The sequence below is a fragment of the Streptomyces sp. sk2.1 genome, assembly GCF_008120935.1.
Taxonomy (GTDB): Bacteria; Actinomycetota; Actinomycetes; order Streptomycetales; family Streptomycetaceae; genus Streptomyces.
Map to the genome: position 1 here is coordinate 1 of NZ_RDBO01000013.1, position 18043 is coordinate 18043.

Below are 18043 nucleotides of genomic sequence, written 5' to 3' on the forward strand. Positions count from 1 at the left end.
GGGGAGGGGAGGGAGGAGGAGGCACTCAGTCGTACGTGGCCAGCCGCTGGCCGAGGGCGTCGCTCATGTCGGAGATCAGTGCCCGGCCGAGGTACCGGGCCTCCTCGGTGGTCCGCGCGCCCAGGCAGAAGTAGCCGAGGACGCTGTAGTTGCCGGTCAGTCGCGGTACGCGGTCCCCGCCCCGGACATTGAGCGAGTGGCGCAGCGGACGGTACTCGTCCACGAGGGCCTCGACCCGCCGCTCGACGTCGGCCGGCAGGACACCGCCCTCGACGCTGCCGAACGCGACGACGATTCCCGCCCTGTCGAAGGGGGGTCCGGGAAGCTCGGGGCGCTCGCCCAGATGTTCCGCGACGAGCACGCGGAAGGGGTCGACGCCGGTGACGTGCCGGAAGACGAACGGGGACATCCCGCCCATCATCCTGGGGTTGATCTCGACGAGGGTCGGACCGTCCGCGGTCATGATGAACTCGACGTGGTAGACGCCCACCGTCAGCCGCAACTCGCCGAAGACGGCACGCATGTAGTCCTCGACATCCGCCGTACGCTCCTGCGGCAGGCCCGACGGCATGACGGCCGCGACCTCGAAGAGCTCGTTGTGCGTGGCGCGTTCCCGGCGGGTGATCATCATGACCCGGATGTCGCCGCCGCCCGCCACGATCTCCGCGGAGTAGAGCACCCCTTCGAGGTAGGTCTCCATGACGAGCCGGGTGCCCATGAGCGTGTCCAGGGTCGCGTCCCGGGCGGCGCGGGAGGCGTTCCGGCCGTCGAAGTAGGCGTCGAGACCGTCCTGTGCGCGGATGATCGCCGCGCCCTCCTTCGCCGTTCCCCGGCTGGGCTTGACGACCAGGGGGAAGCCGATCTCCCGGGCGGCCGTGCGGGCCTCCCCGGCGTCGGTCACCGTCGCGTGCCGGGGCGAGCGGATGCCCGCCCGGACCAGCAGGTCCCGGCACAGGTCCTTCTCCACCACCCGGGCCAGACGGTGCTCCGGGGTCGTTCTGACCCCGATGGACTCGGCGGCGCGCGCGGTGGGCAGCACCGCCAGTTCGGAGGTCGTGATCACGGCGTCGACCGGCAGCTCCTCGTGGATCAGGCGCATCCGCCCGTCGAGGTCCTCCGCGAGCCGGTCGACGGTGAAGGTCCGGTCGACGTGCTCCAGCGCGGCCGCGACGCGGTCCCGGGAGGTGGCGGTCAGCCGCAGGGTGGAGATGTCGAGGGGTTCCACGAAGGTGACGTGGTGGCCCAGGCCCTTGGCGACCTCGAAGGCGGCGAGGGAGGCCGGTCCGCTGTCGACGAATACGACGTGTGCCACGGTCAGCCCCTGTCCAGGTTCTCGAACGGGGTGACGGAGGCGGCCGACGGCCCCTCGTCGGCGGTGCGCAGGTACGCCCGCAGGAGGTCCAGGCCGGCCTTCGTCTCGTGGTCCGGCATCGGGGTGAGGGGCGCCCGGAGGTGGCCGGCGGGCAGGCCCGCGGCGTTCATCAGCGACTTGATCCCGATGGGGCTCCGACGGCTGTAGAGGAACGCGATGAGAGGGCGCACCCGGAAGTAGAGCTCCTTGAACCCGTCGAGGTCCGACAGGTCCTGCCACGGCCGGGCCAGCGCGGCGAGTTCGCGGGGCAGCAGGTTTCCCGCGGCGTTGGCGATGCCGCGGGCGCCGAGGGCCAGGGCGGGGCAGATGATGTCCTGGTCCGGGCTGTCGTCGGCCAGGAAGCAGACGTCGCCGCCCCGGGCCGCCAGGATCTCGCCGATCCGGCCGGTCTGCGGCGACCCCTCCTTGTGCAGCACGATCCGGGGATGGTTCAGGACGTCCAGCAGGGTGGCGGTGTCCAGGTCCGTGAGCAGCCGGGCCGGGTTGTTGAACGTTCCGACGGGGATCGGGCTCGCGTCCGCGACGTCGAGGAAGTACCGCGCCGCCTGTGCCTGGTCGGGGCCCATGTTCGCGGGGACGGTCAGCACGGCGCCGTCGGCGCCGTGCGCGGCCGCGATCCGTACCCGTTCGACGGTGTCGCCCGTGTGGTGTCCGGTGCAGCCGATGAAGTGGGGGAGGGCGTGGTCGGCCTCCAGGACGGTCCGTGCGAAGTCCGCGAACTCGCGGTCGTCCAGCGTCGCCCCCTCGCCCGCGACGCCCAGGAAGAACAGCCCCGAGGTGCCGTTGCGTTCGTGCATGGCGATGAGTTCGGACAGGGCGCCGTGGTCGACGTCGCCGTTCTTGTTGAAGGGGGTGATGACGGCGACGAGGGAACCGGTGAAGTCGCGCACCCTGTCGAACGGGTCCGTCCCCGCGGTCCTGTCGGTCTGCTCGGCACTCATGTGGCATGGGCCTTTCTCGCCGGCCTGGTCCGGTCGGCGTCCGGAGCTCTACGGGTTCTCGGCGGGCTTCCGCACCCGCCGTCGGCACCTCACAGGCAGGCGTCGACCACCTCACCGAGTCGGGCGACCATCTCGTCGATGTCACCGGTTTCGGCGATGAAGGGCGGGGCGAGCAGGAGGTGGTTGCCGGTCTCCCCGTCGACGGTCCCGTGTCCCGGGTAGAGGAGCACCCCGCGTTCCAGCCCGGTGCGCTTCATCGCGGAGGACAGCCGGGCCCCGCCGTCCAGCGGGGAGTGCCCGTCCTCCGGGTCCACGAACTCGATGCCCACGAACAGCCCCCGCCCCCGGATGTCGCCCACGGCCGGATTCCCGGAGAACCGCTCGGCGAGCGAACGCCGCAGGTGCTCCCCCTGCTTGCGCACGTTGCCGAGCAGGTCGTCGTCCACGATGGTGCGCTGCACCTCCAGGGCCACGGCGCAGGCGAGCGTGTGGTTCACATTGGTCTGGCCGTTCTGCAGCACCCCGGAGCCCGCGGCCAGGGCCTGGTGGACGTGCGGGCCGATCAGGACGGCGGAGACCGGAGCGTACCCCGCCGCGAGGCCCTTGCCCACCGTCACGATGTCGGGCACCACCGAGTCGTCGAGGTAGGCGAAGTGCTGCCCGGTGCGGCCGAGACCGGCCATCACCTCGTCGAGCACCAGGAGCACCCCGTGCCTGTGGCAGACCTCCTTGACCCGGCTGAGGTATCCGGGCACCGGGGGCACGGCTCCGGAGGTCGACCCGACCACGGTCTCCGCGGTGAACGCGGCCACGTTGTCCGCCCCCACCCGGAGGATCGTGGCCTCCAGCTCGTCGGCCAGGCGGGCGGCGTACGCGTCCGCGGACTCGTCCGGGAGCCGGTCGCGGTACTCGTAGCAGGGGGAGACGAACTCGGCGGGCCCCAGCAGGGGTTCGAAGACCGACCGGCGCTGCCGGTTGCCGGAGATGGCCAGCATGGCCAGGGTGCTGCCGTGGTAGCTCTGGCGGCGGGAGATCACCAGTCCCCGGCCGGTGTCGCCGCGCTCCGCGTGGTACTGGTACGCCACCTTGAGCGCCAGTTCCATGGCCTCGGAGCCGCCCGACAGGAACTGCACGTGCGGCAGCCCACCGGACCACGCGGCGAGCATCTCGGCCAGTTCCTCGGCCGGGTCGGAGGTGAAGGCGCCCGCGTGCGCCCAGGCCAGATCGCGGGAGGCGCGTTCCGCGGCCCGCGTGATCCGGGGGTGCCGGTGGCCGAGGCTGGACACCCCGACGCCCCCGCAGGTGTCGAGGTAGCGTCTGCCCTCGTGGTCCTCCAGCCAGACGCCGGAACCTCCGGCGGCCCGTATCGGCCGGCTGTCGAGGGTCTTGTAGATGACGTGGGACATGTCTTCCTTCCTCGGGGCCGGTCCGGCGGACCGGGGGCGGGGGGATCCGGCCGACGACGCGGTGTCAGCCACGGGTGGGTATCCAGTACGTCGTGGCCCGGGGGTCCGGGCGCGGGGCCAGCGGATCGCGGACCCGGCGGACGATCAGGCCCGCCGGGACGACGAGAAGGCCGTACACGAGTGCCAGGAGTGCCTTGCGGAGGACGGTGGGCATGCGGGTTCTCTTTCCCGTCGGGTTTCGGGCGGCGGAGCGGGGCGCGGTCAGTCCAGGGGAATCTCGTCGCGCCAGTCGTGCTCCTCCCGCCACTCCGGCTGGTCCTCCTTGCGGAGCAGGAACCCGCCGATCGCGAGCAGGTCGATCCGGGTGCGCATGAAGCAGGTGTAGGCGTCGCGCGGCGTGGCCACGATGGGTTCGCCCCGTACGTTGAAGGAGGTGTTCACCAGGACCGGGCAGCCGGTCTCCTCCTTGAACGCGGAAAGCAGGCGGTGATAGCGGGGGTTGGCCCGCTCGGACACCGTCTGCACCCGGGCGGAGCCGTCGACGTGGGTGACGGCCGGAATGGTCGAGCGCCGTACCCGGAGCCGGTCCAGGCCGGTCGCCGCTCCGGCGTCCTCGTCCGCCACCCGCTGGGCCTCGGCGATGCCGGCGACCACCAGCATGTACGGGCTCTCCTGGTCCAGGTCGAAGTAGTCCTTCGCGTCCTCGGCCAGTACGGACGGGGCGAACGGGCGGAAGGACTCCCGGAACTTGATCTTGAGGTTCATCGCGGACTGCATGTCGGGGTTGCGGGGATCCCCCAGGATCGAGCGGGCGCCCAGCGCCCTGGGGCCGAACTCCATGCGCCCCTGGAACCAGCCCGCGATCTTTCCCTCGGCGAGTCCGGCGGCGACCCGCCGGTCCAGCTCGTCGGGGTCGAGCCGGGTGTAGACGGCGTTCTGCGCGTCCAGGCAGGCGGCGATCTCCTCGTCGGTGTGGGCGGGCCCGAGGAGGGAGCCGGACATCGCGTCCCGTCCCCCGTCCACGTGCGGGCGCTTCGCCCCGCGCTCCATCGCGACGGCGAGCGCGGCGCCGAGCGCGCCTCCCGCGTCGCCGGCGGCGGGCTGGACCCAGATCTCGTCGAAGGTCTTCGACTCGATCACCTTGCCGTTCGCCACGCAGTTGAGCGCCACTCCGCCGGCCAGGCAGAGGCGTGACTCGCCGGTGCGGTCCCGGGCGGTGCGGGCCAGCCGGAGCACCACCTCCTCGGTGACGGCCTGGACGGAGGCGGCCAGGTCGAACTCGCGCTCGGTGAGCGGCCCCTCGGGAGTGCGCCGGGGCCCGTCGAAGAGCTTCTCGAAGCTGCGCCCCGTCATCACCTGGCCCCGCAGGTACGCGAAGTGGTCGAGGTCGAGGCGGAACGAGCCGTCGGGCTTCAGGTCGATCAGCTTCTCGCGGATCCGGTCCGCGTAGCGGGGCTTCCCGTAGGGCGCGAGCCCCATCAGCTTGTACTCGCCCGAGTCGACCTTGAACCCGCAGAAGTAGGTGAAGGCCGAGTACAGCAGCCCCAGGGAGTGCGGGAACCGCAGCTCCGCCAACTGCCGCAGCCGCTCGCCCCGTCCGTGCCAGAGGGTCGTGCTGGCCCACTCGCCGACGCCGTCGACGCACAGCACGGCGGCCGATTCGTAGGGGCTGGGGAAGAAGGCGGACGCCGCGTGGGACTCGTGGTGCCGGCGGATGACGAGCTCGGGCACCCGCCCGAGGCCGAGTCCGGCCAGCTGCCGCTGCACGGTCCTGCCGGTGCGCAGCTTCCAGGAGAGCCAGGCGGGCAGGGTGTCGCGGAAGGACGCGTACCCGTGCGGGGCGGCGCCCAGGTAGGTGGCGAGGACGCGGCGGAACTTCAGCGCCGGGTCCTCGTAGTAGGCGACCGCCGAGACCTCGTCCAGGCCGACGCCCGCCTCGCGCAGGCAGTAGGAGACGGCCCGCGCGGGAAACGCCGGGTCGTGGCGGACCCGGGTGAAGCGCTCTTCCTGCGCGGCCGCCACCGGTTCGCCGTCGGCCACGAGGGCCGCGGCGCTGTCGTGGTAGTGGGCGGAGATGCCGAGAATCAGTTCAGGCATGGACATGTCCCAGGTGTCGTCGTGTCGCCCGGGCGGGCCGGGCGGTGTGCGTCGGTCCGGCGGACCGGGTGGCGCGGGCCGCCCTCATCGGGCCCCGGAGGCGCGCCGCACCCGACGGGCGGCCCGGCGCGCCAGGAATCCCGAGGAGGGGCTGAGCGACCGGTAGCCCGTCCGCACCCGTTCCCAGGCCTCCTCGCGGGCGCCGGACCCCGGCGAGCCGGGCAGGGTGGTCAGGTAGGTGTCGACGGCATCGGCGGCCCAGGCGGAATGGCCGGTGGCGACGTTGTCGATGACGTTGTGGATGTCCACGAACCGGGTGTCGAAGCCGTGCTCCTTCAGGGCGAGCCGGGCCCGGCGGTAGCTGCCGCCCACCCCGGACAGCTCCATGGCCAGGTTCAGGCCCAGCACCTCCGGCAGGAAGGTCCGGGGGAAGCGGCCGATGCTCAGCCAGTACACCGGCAGTTCGAAGGACCGGTCCCGGAAGCCCGGCCACCGGGCGAACTCGGCCGATCCGGTGGGCGGCAGCTCCACCCCCATCTCCGCGAGCACCTCGCGGTAGATCAGCGGGTGGTTCAGCGCGGTCTCGCCGTTGCCCAGCTCGTCCCAGTAGGTCTCGAAGAGGGAGAAGCCGATCTCGGACGATGCCTGCCCGTAGTCGGTGAAGCCCTGCAGCCAGCTTCCGTCGATCAGCGTCAGCGGCGCCAGCTGCACGGTCGAGTCGATCAGCGCCGCGCGGGAGGGCAGGGGAGCGCCCGCGGTGTCCTCGAACTCGCGGCCGTGCCGGTCGTGCTGGTCGGCCAGCCAGGGGCGCAGCCCCTGCGGGGTCCACCGGTCCGGAAGGGGGACGTCCGCGCGGTCGGCGCCGTGGCGCGACCGGGCCAGCCAGCCGCGTACGTAGCTCTCGGCGTACCGGCGCACCGCGGGGGTGTCCGAGCGGGTCTGCAGCAGGTGGTAGGCCTCCCGCAGGTCCGCCGGCCGGTCCCCCTCCGCCACCGGCGGGTCGTGGCGGAGCAGGGCGGGCGCCCCGGACGAGGGGCTCGGGGCCGGGCCGGGCACCGCCCGTCGTTCCGGCGCGGCGGGGAGCGAGTCGATCCACCGCCGGATGACGGCCAGGTCCTCCTCGGAGAAGACCCGGAACATCGGCCCGTTCGCCCCGACCAGTCCCCGGACCAGGGCGCTGCGCCCGGAGTCTCCCGGCTTGACCAGGCGGCTTTCGGCCAGTACGCGCAGCAGCGGTCCGGGGTCGGTCCGGCACTCCTTCAGCCAGTCGGACAGCGGGCGCCCGGCCAGCTGGAACGACTGGTGGTAGACCGAGCCCTCGCGCGCCCGCTGCCGCATCAGCTCGGCCATCTCGTAGGCCGGGTCGAGCGCGGCGTCGAGCTCGGCGAACAGCGCGTCGCTCCAGTGCCGCAGCTCCGTCAGCGCCCAGCCGAACCCCAGGGCCGTCCGGTCCGCGATCCGGCCGCCGCCGGATCCGGCACGCATCCCGTCCACGGCGGCCCGGCACAGTTCGAGGCCGGAGGGCTCTCCCGGCCGCCGGGCCGCGCCGGGGTCGAGGGCCGCCCAGTCCGCGGCGTCCGGCAGCAGCTCCCGGAGCGCGGACAACGGCGGCAGCAGCCCCGCCGTCCGCAGGCACAGGTCGGCTCCGAGGATCTCGGGGGCGAAGTCGTCCGGGCGGCGGCTCATGGCCAGCAGCAGCCCCGGGAGGTGGAAGGCCGATCCGCCGATCCGCCGGTCCGCGGCGAGCCGGGCGGAGGGCACGGCGTACTGGGAGAGCCGCAGCCGGCGCAGCAGCGCGGTGTACGCGTTGCCCCGGGACTCCCCGGGGTGGCCGACTCCGACGTCCGAGGCGTAGAGCGCGAGGACGCGCAGGACCACGGCGTCCTCGGCGTTGCCCGGTGCGCTGAGCCACTGAAGCCAGCCGCCGGAGACCGCGGCCAGCGGGGCGCAGCCGAGGGCCGCCCGCCTGATCGGTACCGCACGGTCGCCGGGGGCCTTCGCGAGGAGGGCGCGGTAGCGGCGGGTCTCCTCGTCCGCCCAGGCCACCGCCCGTCGCCGCAGCTCGTCCGGGTCCGCGAGGTCCGCGGAGTCCGCGGAACGCGGGCCGAGGGCCGCGCGGAGCGCCTCGACGGCCCCCGTCCCCGCGAACAGCGCCTCCGGGTCGTTCGCCCGCACGTAGAGCAGGCGCGACGCGGAGTCGTCGGACTGTCCGGGGGCGAGGACGGGGGAGTCCGGCTCTGTCCGGTCCTGCAAGGTGGTGCCTCCTTACGGCGCCTGCCGTGTCCGCCGTTCGGCCGGGGACGTGATCGCGGGCAGGGCTCAGAACATCGGGTAGATGGTCGAGTCGTCCTTCTTGCCGGAGTCGCGCCGGAAGAGCCTGTCGATGAGCTTCTTGAAAAAGGACATGGGATTCGCTTCCTGTGGTCGCCGGGGCGGTGGTGGCCCGCCGGCCGGCCGGGGAGTCGTCAGGACAGTCCGAGCGTGTCCGCCAGGATTTCCGCCACCAGTTCGTGGCCCTCGTCGGTGAAGTGGATCCGGTCGACGAAGAGCCAGTCCCGCGCGCTCGCCGCGTCGGCCAGGACCGGGCTGATGTCGAGGAACCGCACGCCGAGTTCCGCGCAGCCGCCGCGCAGGGACTCGGCGTGGCGCCGGCCCGACTCCATGGCCGCGATCTCGCCGTAGGTGGTGCCGAAGTCGGAGATCCGGTCGAGTTCCGCGAACAGCGCGGCCTCCTGCGGGGCCGGCTGTTCCCGCACCCAGGTGGCGAGGGGCTGCAGGACGTAGGTCAGGCGCGCCCCCATGCCCTCGGCGAACAGGCGCCAGGTGTCGAGGTGACGCAGAGTCAGTTCCGCTGCGGAGGAGATCTGTTCGGAGAGGTCCGGCACGGCCGCCGGCCGGGCGGCCGGCGCGGTGCTCCGGCCGCGGCCGAACCTGCCGCGCGACTTCTCCTGGCGACGCCGCTCCTGCGGGCCGTCCATCCGGGAGAAGAAGTCGCCGCAGTTGAAGAACGCTCCGTGGTCCCCGCGCATGTCCTCGGGGAGTCGCGCGAGCCCCAGGTCGTTGAACCCGGAGAAGATGACGATCTCGTCGACCGCGGGCAGCAGGTGCCGGTAGAGGGTGAAGAGCAGCAGCTCCTGGGTGGAGTTGTAGCTGCGCCCGGCGAAGTTGAGCCAGGGCCGGGACGGCGCGTGCTTCGACCACAGCCGGGACGACAGCGTGGCACCGTCGTTCGTCGCCCCGATGCCGAACACCGTGGAGCTGCCGACCAGCAGCCTGACCGGTCCGGACGGGACGTTCCCGCCCGCCGACGCCCGGTCGTCCGCACCGTGCGAGATCCGGAAGCCGAGCCGGTCGGTGTTCACCACCTCGGAGCTGTGACCCGCCGGATGGAAGTACATCAGGTAGGGCATCCAGCGGATGTCGCCACGGTCGTCGAACTTCTCCGCGTACTTGAGCATGTGCGGGGTCAGTGCGGCCCGGCTTGATTCCATGGACGTGGTCACCAATCTGCGATGTCGGTGTGGGGATCCGGATGCCGCGGGCGTCGGCGGGCGGGAACGTCCCGTCCGGACCGGTCAGGCTGCTGGTCGGCAGCTCCACGGTGTTCGGCATCGGGGCGACGAACGACGGTGCCACGCTGTCGTCCCGGCTGTGGTCGAAGCACGCGCCGTCCGGTGAGATCGGGAAGGGCGGGGTGGGGAACGGGAGGGCTACTTGGGGTTGATCTCGCCGGAGATGCCCGCGGCGTAGGTGTTCGCGTCGAACTCGGCGTCCACAAGGAGCTGCTTGGCCATCGCGGTGCCGTCGCGGAAGAACTGGGTGCGCTGCATGACCCTGCTGTGGAGCTTGAGCCACTCGTCGATGCCCGCGGCGTGGGTCTCCGAGGAAACCGCCTGGTAGGCCGCCCGGACCTGCCCCTGGATGGTCTTGACCTTGACGCCCGCGTCGTCCATGTCGGTGAGGTGCCGGTCCAGCGTCTTCAGCGTTTCGAGCATCGCTGTCTCGTCGTTGGACAGGCCGTCGGCCGAATTGATGTTGAAGCCGGAGACGTCGGGCATGGAGGTCCTCCTGGACTCTGCTGGAACACGGTGACACCACGGGTGCACGGCAGGCCGACCGCACCGGGAATGAATCCCTCCGGGTCGGTTGATCATCAGATTAATACGCGGTGCGGGATCTTGGTATGCGCGCTCACCGGCAATCTGAATGTTCACCTTCGATATGCGCGTGAGCTGCGGTGATGCGGAAGAAAGCGCGTGTCCGAAGACCTCCCCATCCTCAAGGAAAGCTCAATTCCCTTAAGGCGTGGGGCAGTCGGTTATCGGGACGCCCCGTTCGCCGACGTCTCCACGAGTCCCTGCGCCAACAGGGCGGTGTCGTCCAGCGCGGGTCCGGACGCGAGCATGCCGAGAACGGCGGACGGCACGGGGACGGACTGCTCGGCGTCGTAACCGAGTTGCCTGAGCGTGCTCTCGCCCCCGGGCACGGGGTACTTGGCGCCCGTCTCGGTGACCAGGTAGTGGGCCGTGCCGGTGCCCGCGGAGGACAGTGCCGTGACGAGGGCACCGCCCCCGGGACGTACCGCGAAGAGGTCGGCGGTGCCGGAACCCACCGAGATGCCCGGCTGGTTGGACACCGGACGGCCCCCCAGCCGCTCCGCGTCGGGCAGGACGACCGAGACGGTCGGCCGGCCGTCCGCGGTGCCGATGACGGCGCACACGGCCTCGTCCGCCCCGGCCGGCATGGGCTCGGGCAGTTCGGTCGGGACGGTGCCGCCCCCGGCCGCCACGAGCCGGTTGCGCTTCGGGTCCTGATGGCGTGCCAGGTCGTCCGGGCCGATCTCGGCAAGGACGACGGACCCTCCCGCGTAGGCGGTCCGCTGGGTACGGGGATCGCCCTTCAGGAGCGCCTCCTCCAGCGCGGTGACCGGGGTCAGGCCGTGCTCCGTCAGCAGGTAGTGGCGGCCGGAGGCGGCGAAGAGCTGCCCGATCCTCGTGGGGCGGCCGGCCAGCGCCGGGCCCGCCTTGCCGCGTCCCGACACCTCCGGCACCGCCAGGTCCGGGCCCGCGGGCAGGGCGTTGAGGAAGGCGTCCGGGACCGGGCGCACCCCGCTCCGGTCGTGACCCAGTGCCTGGACCGCGTAGTTCGCGGTGTCGAGCCGCAGCCGGGTGCCGTGCCAGAGCAGGTACGTGACACCCCCCGGGACACTGCGGACCAGGGTGGCCCGGTCCGAGGTGACGGGCCTGCCCTCGGCCTCCAGGCCGACGGCCAGGACGAGCCGCGGCTGCCCGGTGTCCCCGGCCGGGGCGGCACACACCGACCAGGCGTCGCGGCTGAGGGAGTCCGTCCGGGGCAGCGGGTCCGGCGCGCCGACGATGCCCAGGGTCGAGCCGCGCGGGGCGTTTTCCAGGGAGGCCGGCTCGACGCCCACCGTCTTCATCCGGCTGCCCGCCAGCAGCCTGGCCGAGGTCTCGTTCAGCACCGGGTGCAGGACGCCGTCGAGCGTGAGGTAGCGGGCGCCCGAACGCTCGTCGATCACCAGGGTCCCGGTGGCCTTCCACGCGTTCGAACCGCCCGGTACCACCAGCCCGTACACCGTGACGCCGAGCGCGGCCAGCACCGCGACGACGAGGCCGATGACGAAGCCCTTGGAGGTCCGCCGGTGCGCCGACTCGGGGGCGTCCGGGTCGTCCCGGAGCATTCCCAGCGACAGCCGGCTCATGACGAACATGTGCGCGTGGACCTGGTCCCGCCTGGACTGCATTCCTTGCCTTTCCGACCGGGCACCGCCCGGCACACGAGGACCAGGGCCCCGGGGATCGGGGCCGTCGGCCGCGGAACCCCGGGACCGGCCCGTCGCCCGGCGTCGGCCGCCGGGCGACGGGCTCAGCCGTTGAGGCCCCGCAGGTACTGGTAGAGGCCGGCGACGAGCAGGGCCAGCGGGACGAGGACGATGGCGAGGAGCATGTGGAGCAGGTCGACCGCGCGCCCCCAGTAGGGCACCAGTCGGCGGCCGGGCAGCGTCCACCCCGTGATGGCGAGCACGGCGGCGACGGCCAGCAGACCGGCGAGCAGCAGCGGCCGGGAACCGTCCGGCACGTGCAGGACCAGACGCACCGTCAGCAGTACGGCGCCGTAGGCGGCCGGCAGGACGACGGCGAGGCGCTGCCACGCACCGCCGATCGCCCGCGCGTGCGTGAACAGGAGCGCGCACAGCACCGAGGCCAGGGCGAGCGGAGCCCAGGACGTCTCGAACGCCAGCACCGTGAGGCAGCCCGCGGCCACCAGACCGGTGGCGCCGTAGAGACCGGTGAGGTAGCCGTCCGCGACGGCGCCCCGGGTGGCGATCTGCTCGTCCGGGGTGGGGTCGATGCCCTCCTGGAGCTGCCCGGCGTTGGTGGGCAGCAGCGGCACCTTCAGGCCCGACAGGCGGAACGCCAGGGAGGGCAGGAAGTTCCCCAGCAGGACGACCACCAGGACCAGCGGGGCGGCCGTGGCGGCGGCCGGTGCGCCGAAGAGCATGACGGCGCCCCCGACCGCGCCGAGCACCGTGGCCAGGGCGATGCCCAGGAACAGCGGGGCGCACGCGCCGACGGCGGCGACCCCGAGCACGGCGGCCCCGGCCGCCGCGGAGCAGCCCGCCAGCAGCCGGGCGCCCAGTTCCGCGTCGGTCCCGGCTCCCTGCGGCACCAGCGCACCGGCCAGGGCGAGGAAGGGGACGGCCGCGGCGCCGAGCGCACCGCCCGCGCCGACGTCGCCGACCGCGCGGGCGGCGGCCCCCGCGCCGGCCAGCAGGACGACCGCGGTCGCCGCCGCGCAGACCGCCCGGAGCCCCGAGGGGCCGGGCTGCAGCAGGAGCAGCAGGCCCGTGGCGAGGACGCACAGGGCGAGCGCGGTCATGAGGTGGTGCGACCACAGGGGCCGCCAGGAGTCGGGGCGTTCCCGCAAGCGGCCGGAGAGCCCGTCGACGAGGTCGTCGTAGTGGATCTCGGGCAGGGCGTCCCCGCGAAGGCGCAGGTGCACCGTCTCGCCGTCGCGCAGGCCCAGGTCGCCGAGGGTGCTCTCGTCGTCGAGCGGTTCCTGGCCGAGGCGTTGGAGCACCCACCCGCCGGACTGGACCCCGCGCTCGTGGAGGCCGTCGCCCCCGTGGTCGACGATGGTCGGCAGCAGGTCGGCGAGCACGACGTCGGACGGCACGGCGAGTTCGACGGAACGATCGGGCGTCAGCACCGTGAGGCGGCACAGGGGGGCCGCGGATATGTCAGTCAAGCGCGTTTCATCGCCTTCCAGGACGGTGGTCGACGCGGTCAGATTGATCACATTAACTTGTGGGTGCAGTCTGTACGTTGTGGGGTGCCGTCATGATCGGCAACTCCGCTCCCACCCGTCCCGGCCTGCGCACATTCGCCGTCGGCCGTACTCCGGGCGTTCGTTGTCCCGTCATTCCGAAGGCGTGACACAACAACCGTCGGCACCCCCAGGAAGGCGATCCCCCTTGAGCGTGGTCCTCTTCAAGAGGCCTCCCAGGCGTCTTGGTCCCGAGATGCCCCACGGCGAACTGAGCCTCCAGGAACCGCCCTCGGTGCCCGAGACGCAGAGCGCGATGGGCAACATGGTCACGTACATGCCGATGGCGCTCAGCTCGCTCGGCATGGTCCTCATCTTCCTGCGGCCGGGCAGCGGCGGCGGACCCATGATGTACGTCGCCATCGGGCTGATGGCGCTGTCGGCCGTCGGCATGCTGCTGTCGCAGATCGTCCGGGCCTCCGGGGACCGCAAGCGGGTGCTGCTCGGCGAGCGGCGCGACTACATGCGGTACCTGTCGATCAGCCGCAGGCGCGTCCGCAAGGTGATCACCCAGCAGCGGGAGGCGCAGGCGTGGGCGCACCCGGACCCGGCGTCCCTGTGGAGCCTGGTGCCCACGAGCAGGCTGTGGGAACGGCGGGCGTCGCACGCGGACTTCGCCGAGGTGCGGATCGCGGTGGGCGAGCAGCAGCTGGCGACGAAGCTGACCCCGCTGAGCACCAAGCCGGTCGAGGACCTGGAACCGCTGTCCGCGCACGCCCTGCGGCGCTTCATCAAGGCGTACGGGACGGTGCCCGACCAGCCGGTCGCGCTCTACCTGCGCACCTACGCGCGCGTCCTGCTGCAGGGCGAGGAGGGGGCGGCGCACGCGATGGCCCGGGCCCTGCTGGCCCAGCTGGGCGTGTTCCACTCGCCGCAGGACCTGCGGATCGTGGTGCTGGCGGACCACGACCGTCGGGCCGCCTGGGAGTGGGTGAAGTGGCTGCCGCACGCCCAGCACCCGACGGACGTCGACGGCGGCGGGTCCGTACGGCTGGTCACCGACTCCGTCCTGGGCCTCGAATCGCTGCTCGGGGAGGAACTCACCGGCCGGCCCGCCTTCGAGGCCGACGCCACCCCGAGCGCCGAGGAGCCCTACTGCGTCGTGGTGCTGGACAGCGCCCGGACGCCCGCCGACTCCCGACTGGCCACCGACGGCTACCGCAACGTCGTGACGCTGGACGTGTCCGGCTCCCTGCCCTGGCGCCAGGCCCGCCACACGCTGCGGCTGCGGATCGCCGAACAGCGGCTGGAACTGGTCGGCACCGACCGGTCGGGGAAGGAGACCACGACCGCGCTCGGCAGGCCCGACGCGATGGGCCCCCGCCGGGCCAGGGCGCTGGCCTGCCTGCTCTCCCCCTACCGGATGGGCGTCGCCACGGACAACGGCGAGGCCCTCACCACGGACGTGCAGCTGACCAATCTGCTCGGCCTCCCCGACCTGCACACCGTCGACCTGGACGCGGTGCGCGCCGACCGGAGCGAGCGGGCCAGGCTGCGGGTGCCGCTGGGACTCACCGGCGACGGCACCCCGCTGGAACTGGACATCAAGGAGGCGGCGCAGGGCGGCATGGGGCCGCACGGCGTGCTGATCGGCGCGACCGGCTCCGGCAAGTCGGAACTGCTGCGCACCCTGGTGCTCGCCCTGGCGCTCACCCACTCCTCGGAGAAGCTCAACTTCGTCCTGGTCGACTTCAAGGGCGGCGCCACCTTCCTCGGCCTGGACGGCCTGCCGCACACCTCGGCCGTGATCACCAACCTCGCCGACGAATCGGCCCTGGTCGACCGCATGCAGGACGCCCTGCACGGTGAACTGATGCGCCGCCAGGAGCTGTTGCGCAGCGCCGGGAACTACACCTCGGCGTTCGAGTACGAGGCCGCACGGGCCGCGGGCACCGACCTGGAACCGCTGCCGACGCTCTTCGTGGTGGTCGACGAGTTCAGCGAACTGCTCTCCGCGCACCGCGACTTCATGGACCTGTTCGTGATGGTGGGGCGGCTGGGCCGCAGCCTCGGCGTCCATCTGCTGCTCGCCTCGCAGCGGCTGGACGAGGGCCGGATGACCCAGCTGGAGTCGCACCTGTCGTACCGGATCGCGCTGCGCACGTTCTCCGCGATGGAGAGCCGGGGCGTACTGGGCGTACCGGACGCCTACCAACTGCCCTCCGTACCCGGCAGCGCCATCCTCAAGAAGGACACCGGCACCCTGGTCCGGTTCAAGGCCGCCTACGTCTCGGGGCCCTACCGGGGCGTCCGCAGGGTCGGCGCCTCGGCCGTCGCCGGCCAGGTGGTCCCGTACCGCACGGACTGGACGGCCCCCGCGGTCCCCGTACCCGAGCCGGACCCGCGGCCGCAGGAGGAGGAGAGCGAGGAGACCCTGCTCGCGCTGGCCGTGGCCCGGATGCGGGAGGGCGGCAGGCCCGCGCACCGCGTCTGGCTGCCGCCGCTGGACACCCCGCTCTCGCTGGACACCCTGCTGATGGGGCTGGAACCGCATCCCGAACGGGGCCTCACCACCATCGACCCCGACCTGCACGGCCGCCTCACGGTGCCGGTGGGCATCGTCGACCGGCCCTTCGACCAGACCCGCGAACCCCTGATCGCCGAACTGTCCGGCGCGGGCGGGCACATCGGCATCGCGGGCGGCCCGCAGAGCGGCAAGTCCACCCTGGTGCGCGACCTGATCATGTCCCTCGCGCTCACCCACACCCCGCGCGAGGTCCAGTTCTACTGCCTGGACTTCGGCGGCGGCTCGCTCGGCGCGCTCCGCGACCTGCCGCACATGGGCGGGGTCACGGGACGGCTGGACCCGGAACGGGTGCACCGCACCCTGTCCGAGGTGCGCGCGCTGGTGGCCCGGCGCGAGAAGCAGTTCGCCGAGCTGGGCATCGACTCCATGGCCACCCTGCGCGCCCGCCGCGCCGCCGGTGAACTGCCGGACGAGCCGTACGGCGACGTGTTCCTCGTCGTCGACGGCTGGGGCACGATCCGCCAGGACTTCATGAACACCATGGACGCCTTCACGGCGCTGGCGGCGCGCGGTCTCAACTACGGCGTGCACCTCATCGTGGCGGCGGGCCGCTGGGCGGAGATCTCCACCTCGCTGCGGGACCAGCTCGGCACCCGCTTCGAGCTGCGGCTCGGCGACAGCATGGACTCGATGATCAACATGCGGGCCGCCGCGACCATCCCCAAGGCGCCCGGCCGCGGCATGACCGAGACCAAGCACCACTTCCTCACCGCCCTGCCCCGGGTGGACGGCGGCGAGAGCGCCGCGGACCTCGGGGCGGGCGTCGCCGACGCGGTGGCGCGGGTGGCCGAGCACTGGGCGGGCCCGTCCGCACCCGCGGTCCGCACCCTGCCCGTCCTCCTGGACCCCGCCGAACTGCCCGACGCCGAGGTCGGCGCGGACGGCGACCTGCGCATGCCGCTGGGCCTGGAGGGCGACCGGCTCGACGTCATGTGGCACGACTTCGCACAGACCGCGCACCTGGTGGTGGTCGGCGACGCGGAGACCGGCAAGACCAACCTGCTGCGCACGGTCTGCCGGACGATCGCGGAGCGCTACACCCCCGCCGAGGCGCGGGTGATGCTGGTCGACTACCGGCGGGGGCTGCTGGAGAACGTCCCCGAGGCGCACCGGCTGGGCTACGCGGTCTCCGTCGACATCCTCAAGCAGGCGGTGGACGGCGTCGCACGGGCCATGAAGGAACGGCTGCCCGGCGCGGACGTCTCGCCCGCGCAGCTGAAGCGGCGGGACTGGTGGAGCGGGCCGCGGGTCTTCCTGATCGTGGACGACTACGACATGGTCTCCGGCAGCATGTCCAACCACTTCGGCCCGCTGCTGGACTACCTCGCCCAGGGCGCCGAACTCGGCCTGCACCTGATCGTGGCGCGCAGCGCCAACGGTGCGGCACGGGCGATGAGCGACCCGCTGCTGCGCCGCCTGATGGAGGTGAACACACCGGCCGCGCTGCTCTCCTGCCCGCCCTCGGAGGGCTATCTGTTCAACGACACCAAGCCGAGGCAACTCACGCCCGGACGTGCGCAGTTCATCACCCGCAGGGGAGTGGTCCAGGTGCAGACCGCGCTGCTGCCGGAGACGGAGGAGGCGAACCGGTAGCCCGGATGCCGGAAGCCCCCGGGACAGCCCGGATGCCGAAAGCCCCGGGACGACGACCGCCCGGCACCCGTTTCATCGGTGCCGGGCGGTCGGCCGTTCCCGGCCCGCACGGGCGGGGCCGGTGTCACTTCCCGGCCCTCGGCCGGGGCGGTGCCGGGGTTCAGGGGTGGTGCCGGGTGCGTCCCATGAGGGCGCCGCTGCGTGCCGCCGCCACCAGGCCGACGACCGGTACGCACAGGAGGACGAGCAGGGCCGGCAGGGGACCGGAGCCGGCGGCGATCACCACCGCCACCTCGGGCAGGAACAAGGTGCTCGCGACGACTGCGGCGAGCAGTCCCCGCAACGGGGCCCGGGCGGTGAACCAGCCGGGGGCCGCCGCGAGCGCGCCCCCGGTCGCGGCACCCAGCAGGACACCGACCACCATGCTCCCGCCGATCGCCATGACGCCGCCCAGGAAAGCGTCGAGGGCCTCCTCGGGCGTGCCCGTGGAGAGCTGCGCGGCGGTGCCGACGAGACAGAGCGACCCGAAGACGCCCGCGGGCCACGCGGCGACGAGCACGCCGAACCAAATCCCCCTGCGGACCACCTGTGAGACGGACACATGCCCCCCGGCCTGTCGTCACGCACCCCGGCGGGCACGTCCCACCTCAAGGTAGGGGAAGCCCCCGGACAACGAACGCCCGGCCCCCGGTGGGCGGCGCCGGGCGGTCGGCGTGCCGGGGATCGTGGACCCGGTGCGGGCGCTGTCGGCCGTACTGCC

The 18043-nt window shown here is 72.9% G+C and carries 12 protein-coding genes; 1 reads left to right on the forward strand and 11 read right to left on the reverse strand.

Going from position 1 to position 18043, the window contains the following annotated elements; all coding sequences use genetic code 11:
* Positions 1–25 precede the first annotated feature (25 nt).
* The 10 genes from EAO76_RS01990 to eccD all read right to left on the reverse strand — a co-directional run bounded on the left by EAO76_RS01990 (position 26) and on the right by eccD (position 13085).
* On the reverse strand, positions 26–1312 hold the full coding sequence (locus EAO76_RS01990) for an ATP-grasp domain-containing protein (protein ID WP_148832675.1): 1287 nt from the start codon (positions 1310–1312) through the stop codon (positions 26–28).
* Between the two features lie 2 nt (positions 1313–1314).
* A complete protein-coding gene (locus EAO76_RS01995) occupies positions 1315–2313 on the reverse strand; it encodes a dihydrodipicolinate synthase family protein (protein ID WP_148832676.1) in 999 nt (332 codons plus the stop codon).
* Between the two features lie 89 nt (positions 2314–2402).
* Positions 2403–3719, reverse strand: a complete 1317-nt coding sequence (locus tag EAO76_RS02000; RefSeq protein ID WP_148832678.1) for an aspartate aminotransferase family protein — start codon at positions 3717–3719, stop codon at positions 2403–2405.
* Between the two features lie 64 nt (positions 3720–3783).
* Positions 3784–3933 carry a hypothetical protein gene (locus EAO76_RS44300; RefSeq protein WP_187438432.1) on the reverse strand — a complete coding sequence of 50 codons (150 nt, stop codon included), beginning with the start codon at positions 3931–3933 and terminating at the stop codon, positions 3784–3786.
* Positions 3934–3980: 47 nt separating this feature from the next.
* The gene (locus tag EAO76_RS02005) at positions 3981–5816 is read right to left on the reverse strand and encodes a carbamoyltransferase (protein WP_148832680.1); all 1836 of its coding nucleotides are present in this window, start codon (positions 5814–5816) and stop codon (positions 3981–3983) included.
* Between the two features lie 84 nt (positions 5817–5900).
* Positions 5901–8069, reverse strand: coding sequence for an iron-containing redox enzyme family protein (locus tag EAO76_RS02010; protein ID WP_148832682.1), 2169 nt, complete (start codon positions 8067–8069; stop codon positions 5901–5903).
* A 212-nt stretch (positions 8070–8281) separates the two neighbouring features.
* Positions 8282–9307, reverse strand: coding sequence for a GDSL-type esterase/lipase family protein (locus tag EAO76_RS02015; protein ID WP_148832685.1), 1026 nt, complete (start codon positions 9305–9307; stop codon positions 8282–8284).
* 219 nt (positions 9308–9526) lie between these two features.
* Positions 9527–9874 (reverse strand): hypothetical protein, encoded by a 348-nt coding sequence (locus tag EAO76_RS02025; RefSeq protein ID WP_148832687.1) that lies wholly within the window; start codon positions 9872–9874, stop codon positions 9527–9529.
* A gap of 260 nt (positions 9875–10134) precedes the next feature.
* Positions 10135–11580, reverse strand: coding sequence for a type VII secretion protein EccB (gene eccB, locus EAO76_RS02030; protein ID WP_148832689.1), 1446 nt, complete (start codon positions 11578–11580; stop codon positions 10135–10137).
* A gap of 122 nt (positions 11581–11702) precedes the next feature.
* Complete coding sequence (gene eccD / locus EAO76_RS02035; RefSeq protein WP_148832692.1) at positions 11703–13085, reverse strand: type VII secretion integral membrane protein EccD; 1383 nt, start codon at positions 13083–13085, stop codon at positions 11703–11705.
* Positions 13086–13359: 274 nt separating this feature from the next.
* Here eccD and eccCa point away from each other — a divergent pair, with 274 nt between their 5' ends.
* Positions 13360–17283 (forward strand): type VII secretion protein EccCa, encoded by a 3924-nt coding sequence (eccCa, locus tag EAO76_RS02040; RefSeq protein WP_148832694.1) that lies wholly within the window; start codon positions 13360–13362, stop codon positions 17281–17283.
* A gap of 160 nt (positions 17284–17443) precedes the next feature.
* Here eccCa and EAO76_RS02045 read toward each other — a convergent pair whose 3' ends face one another.
* Positions 17444–17842: a hypothetical protein gene (locus EAO76_RS02045; RefSeq protein WP_148832696.1), complete on the reverse strand. Its 399-nt coding sequence runs from the start codon at positions 17840–17842 to the stop codon at positions 17444–17446.
* Positions 17843–18043 lie beyond the last annotated feature (201 nt).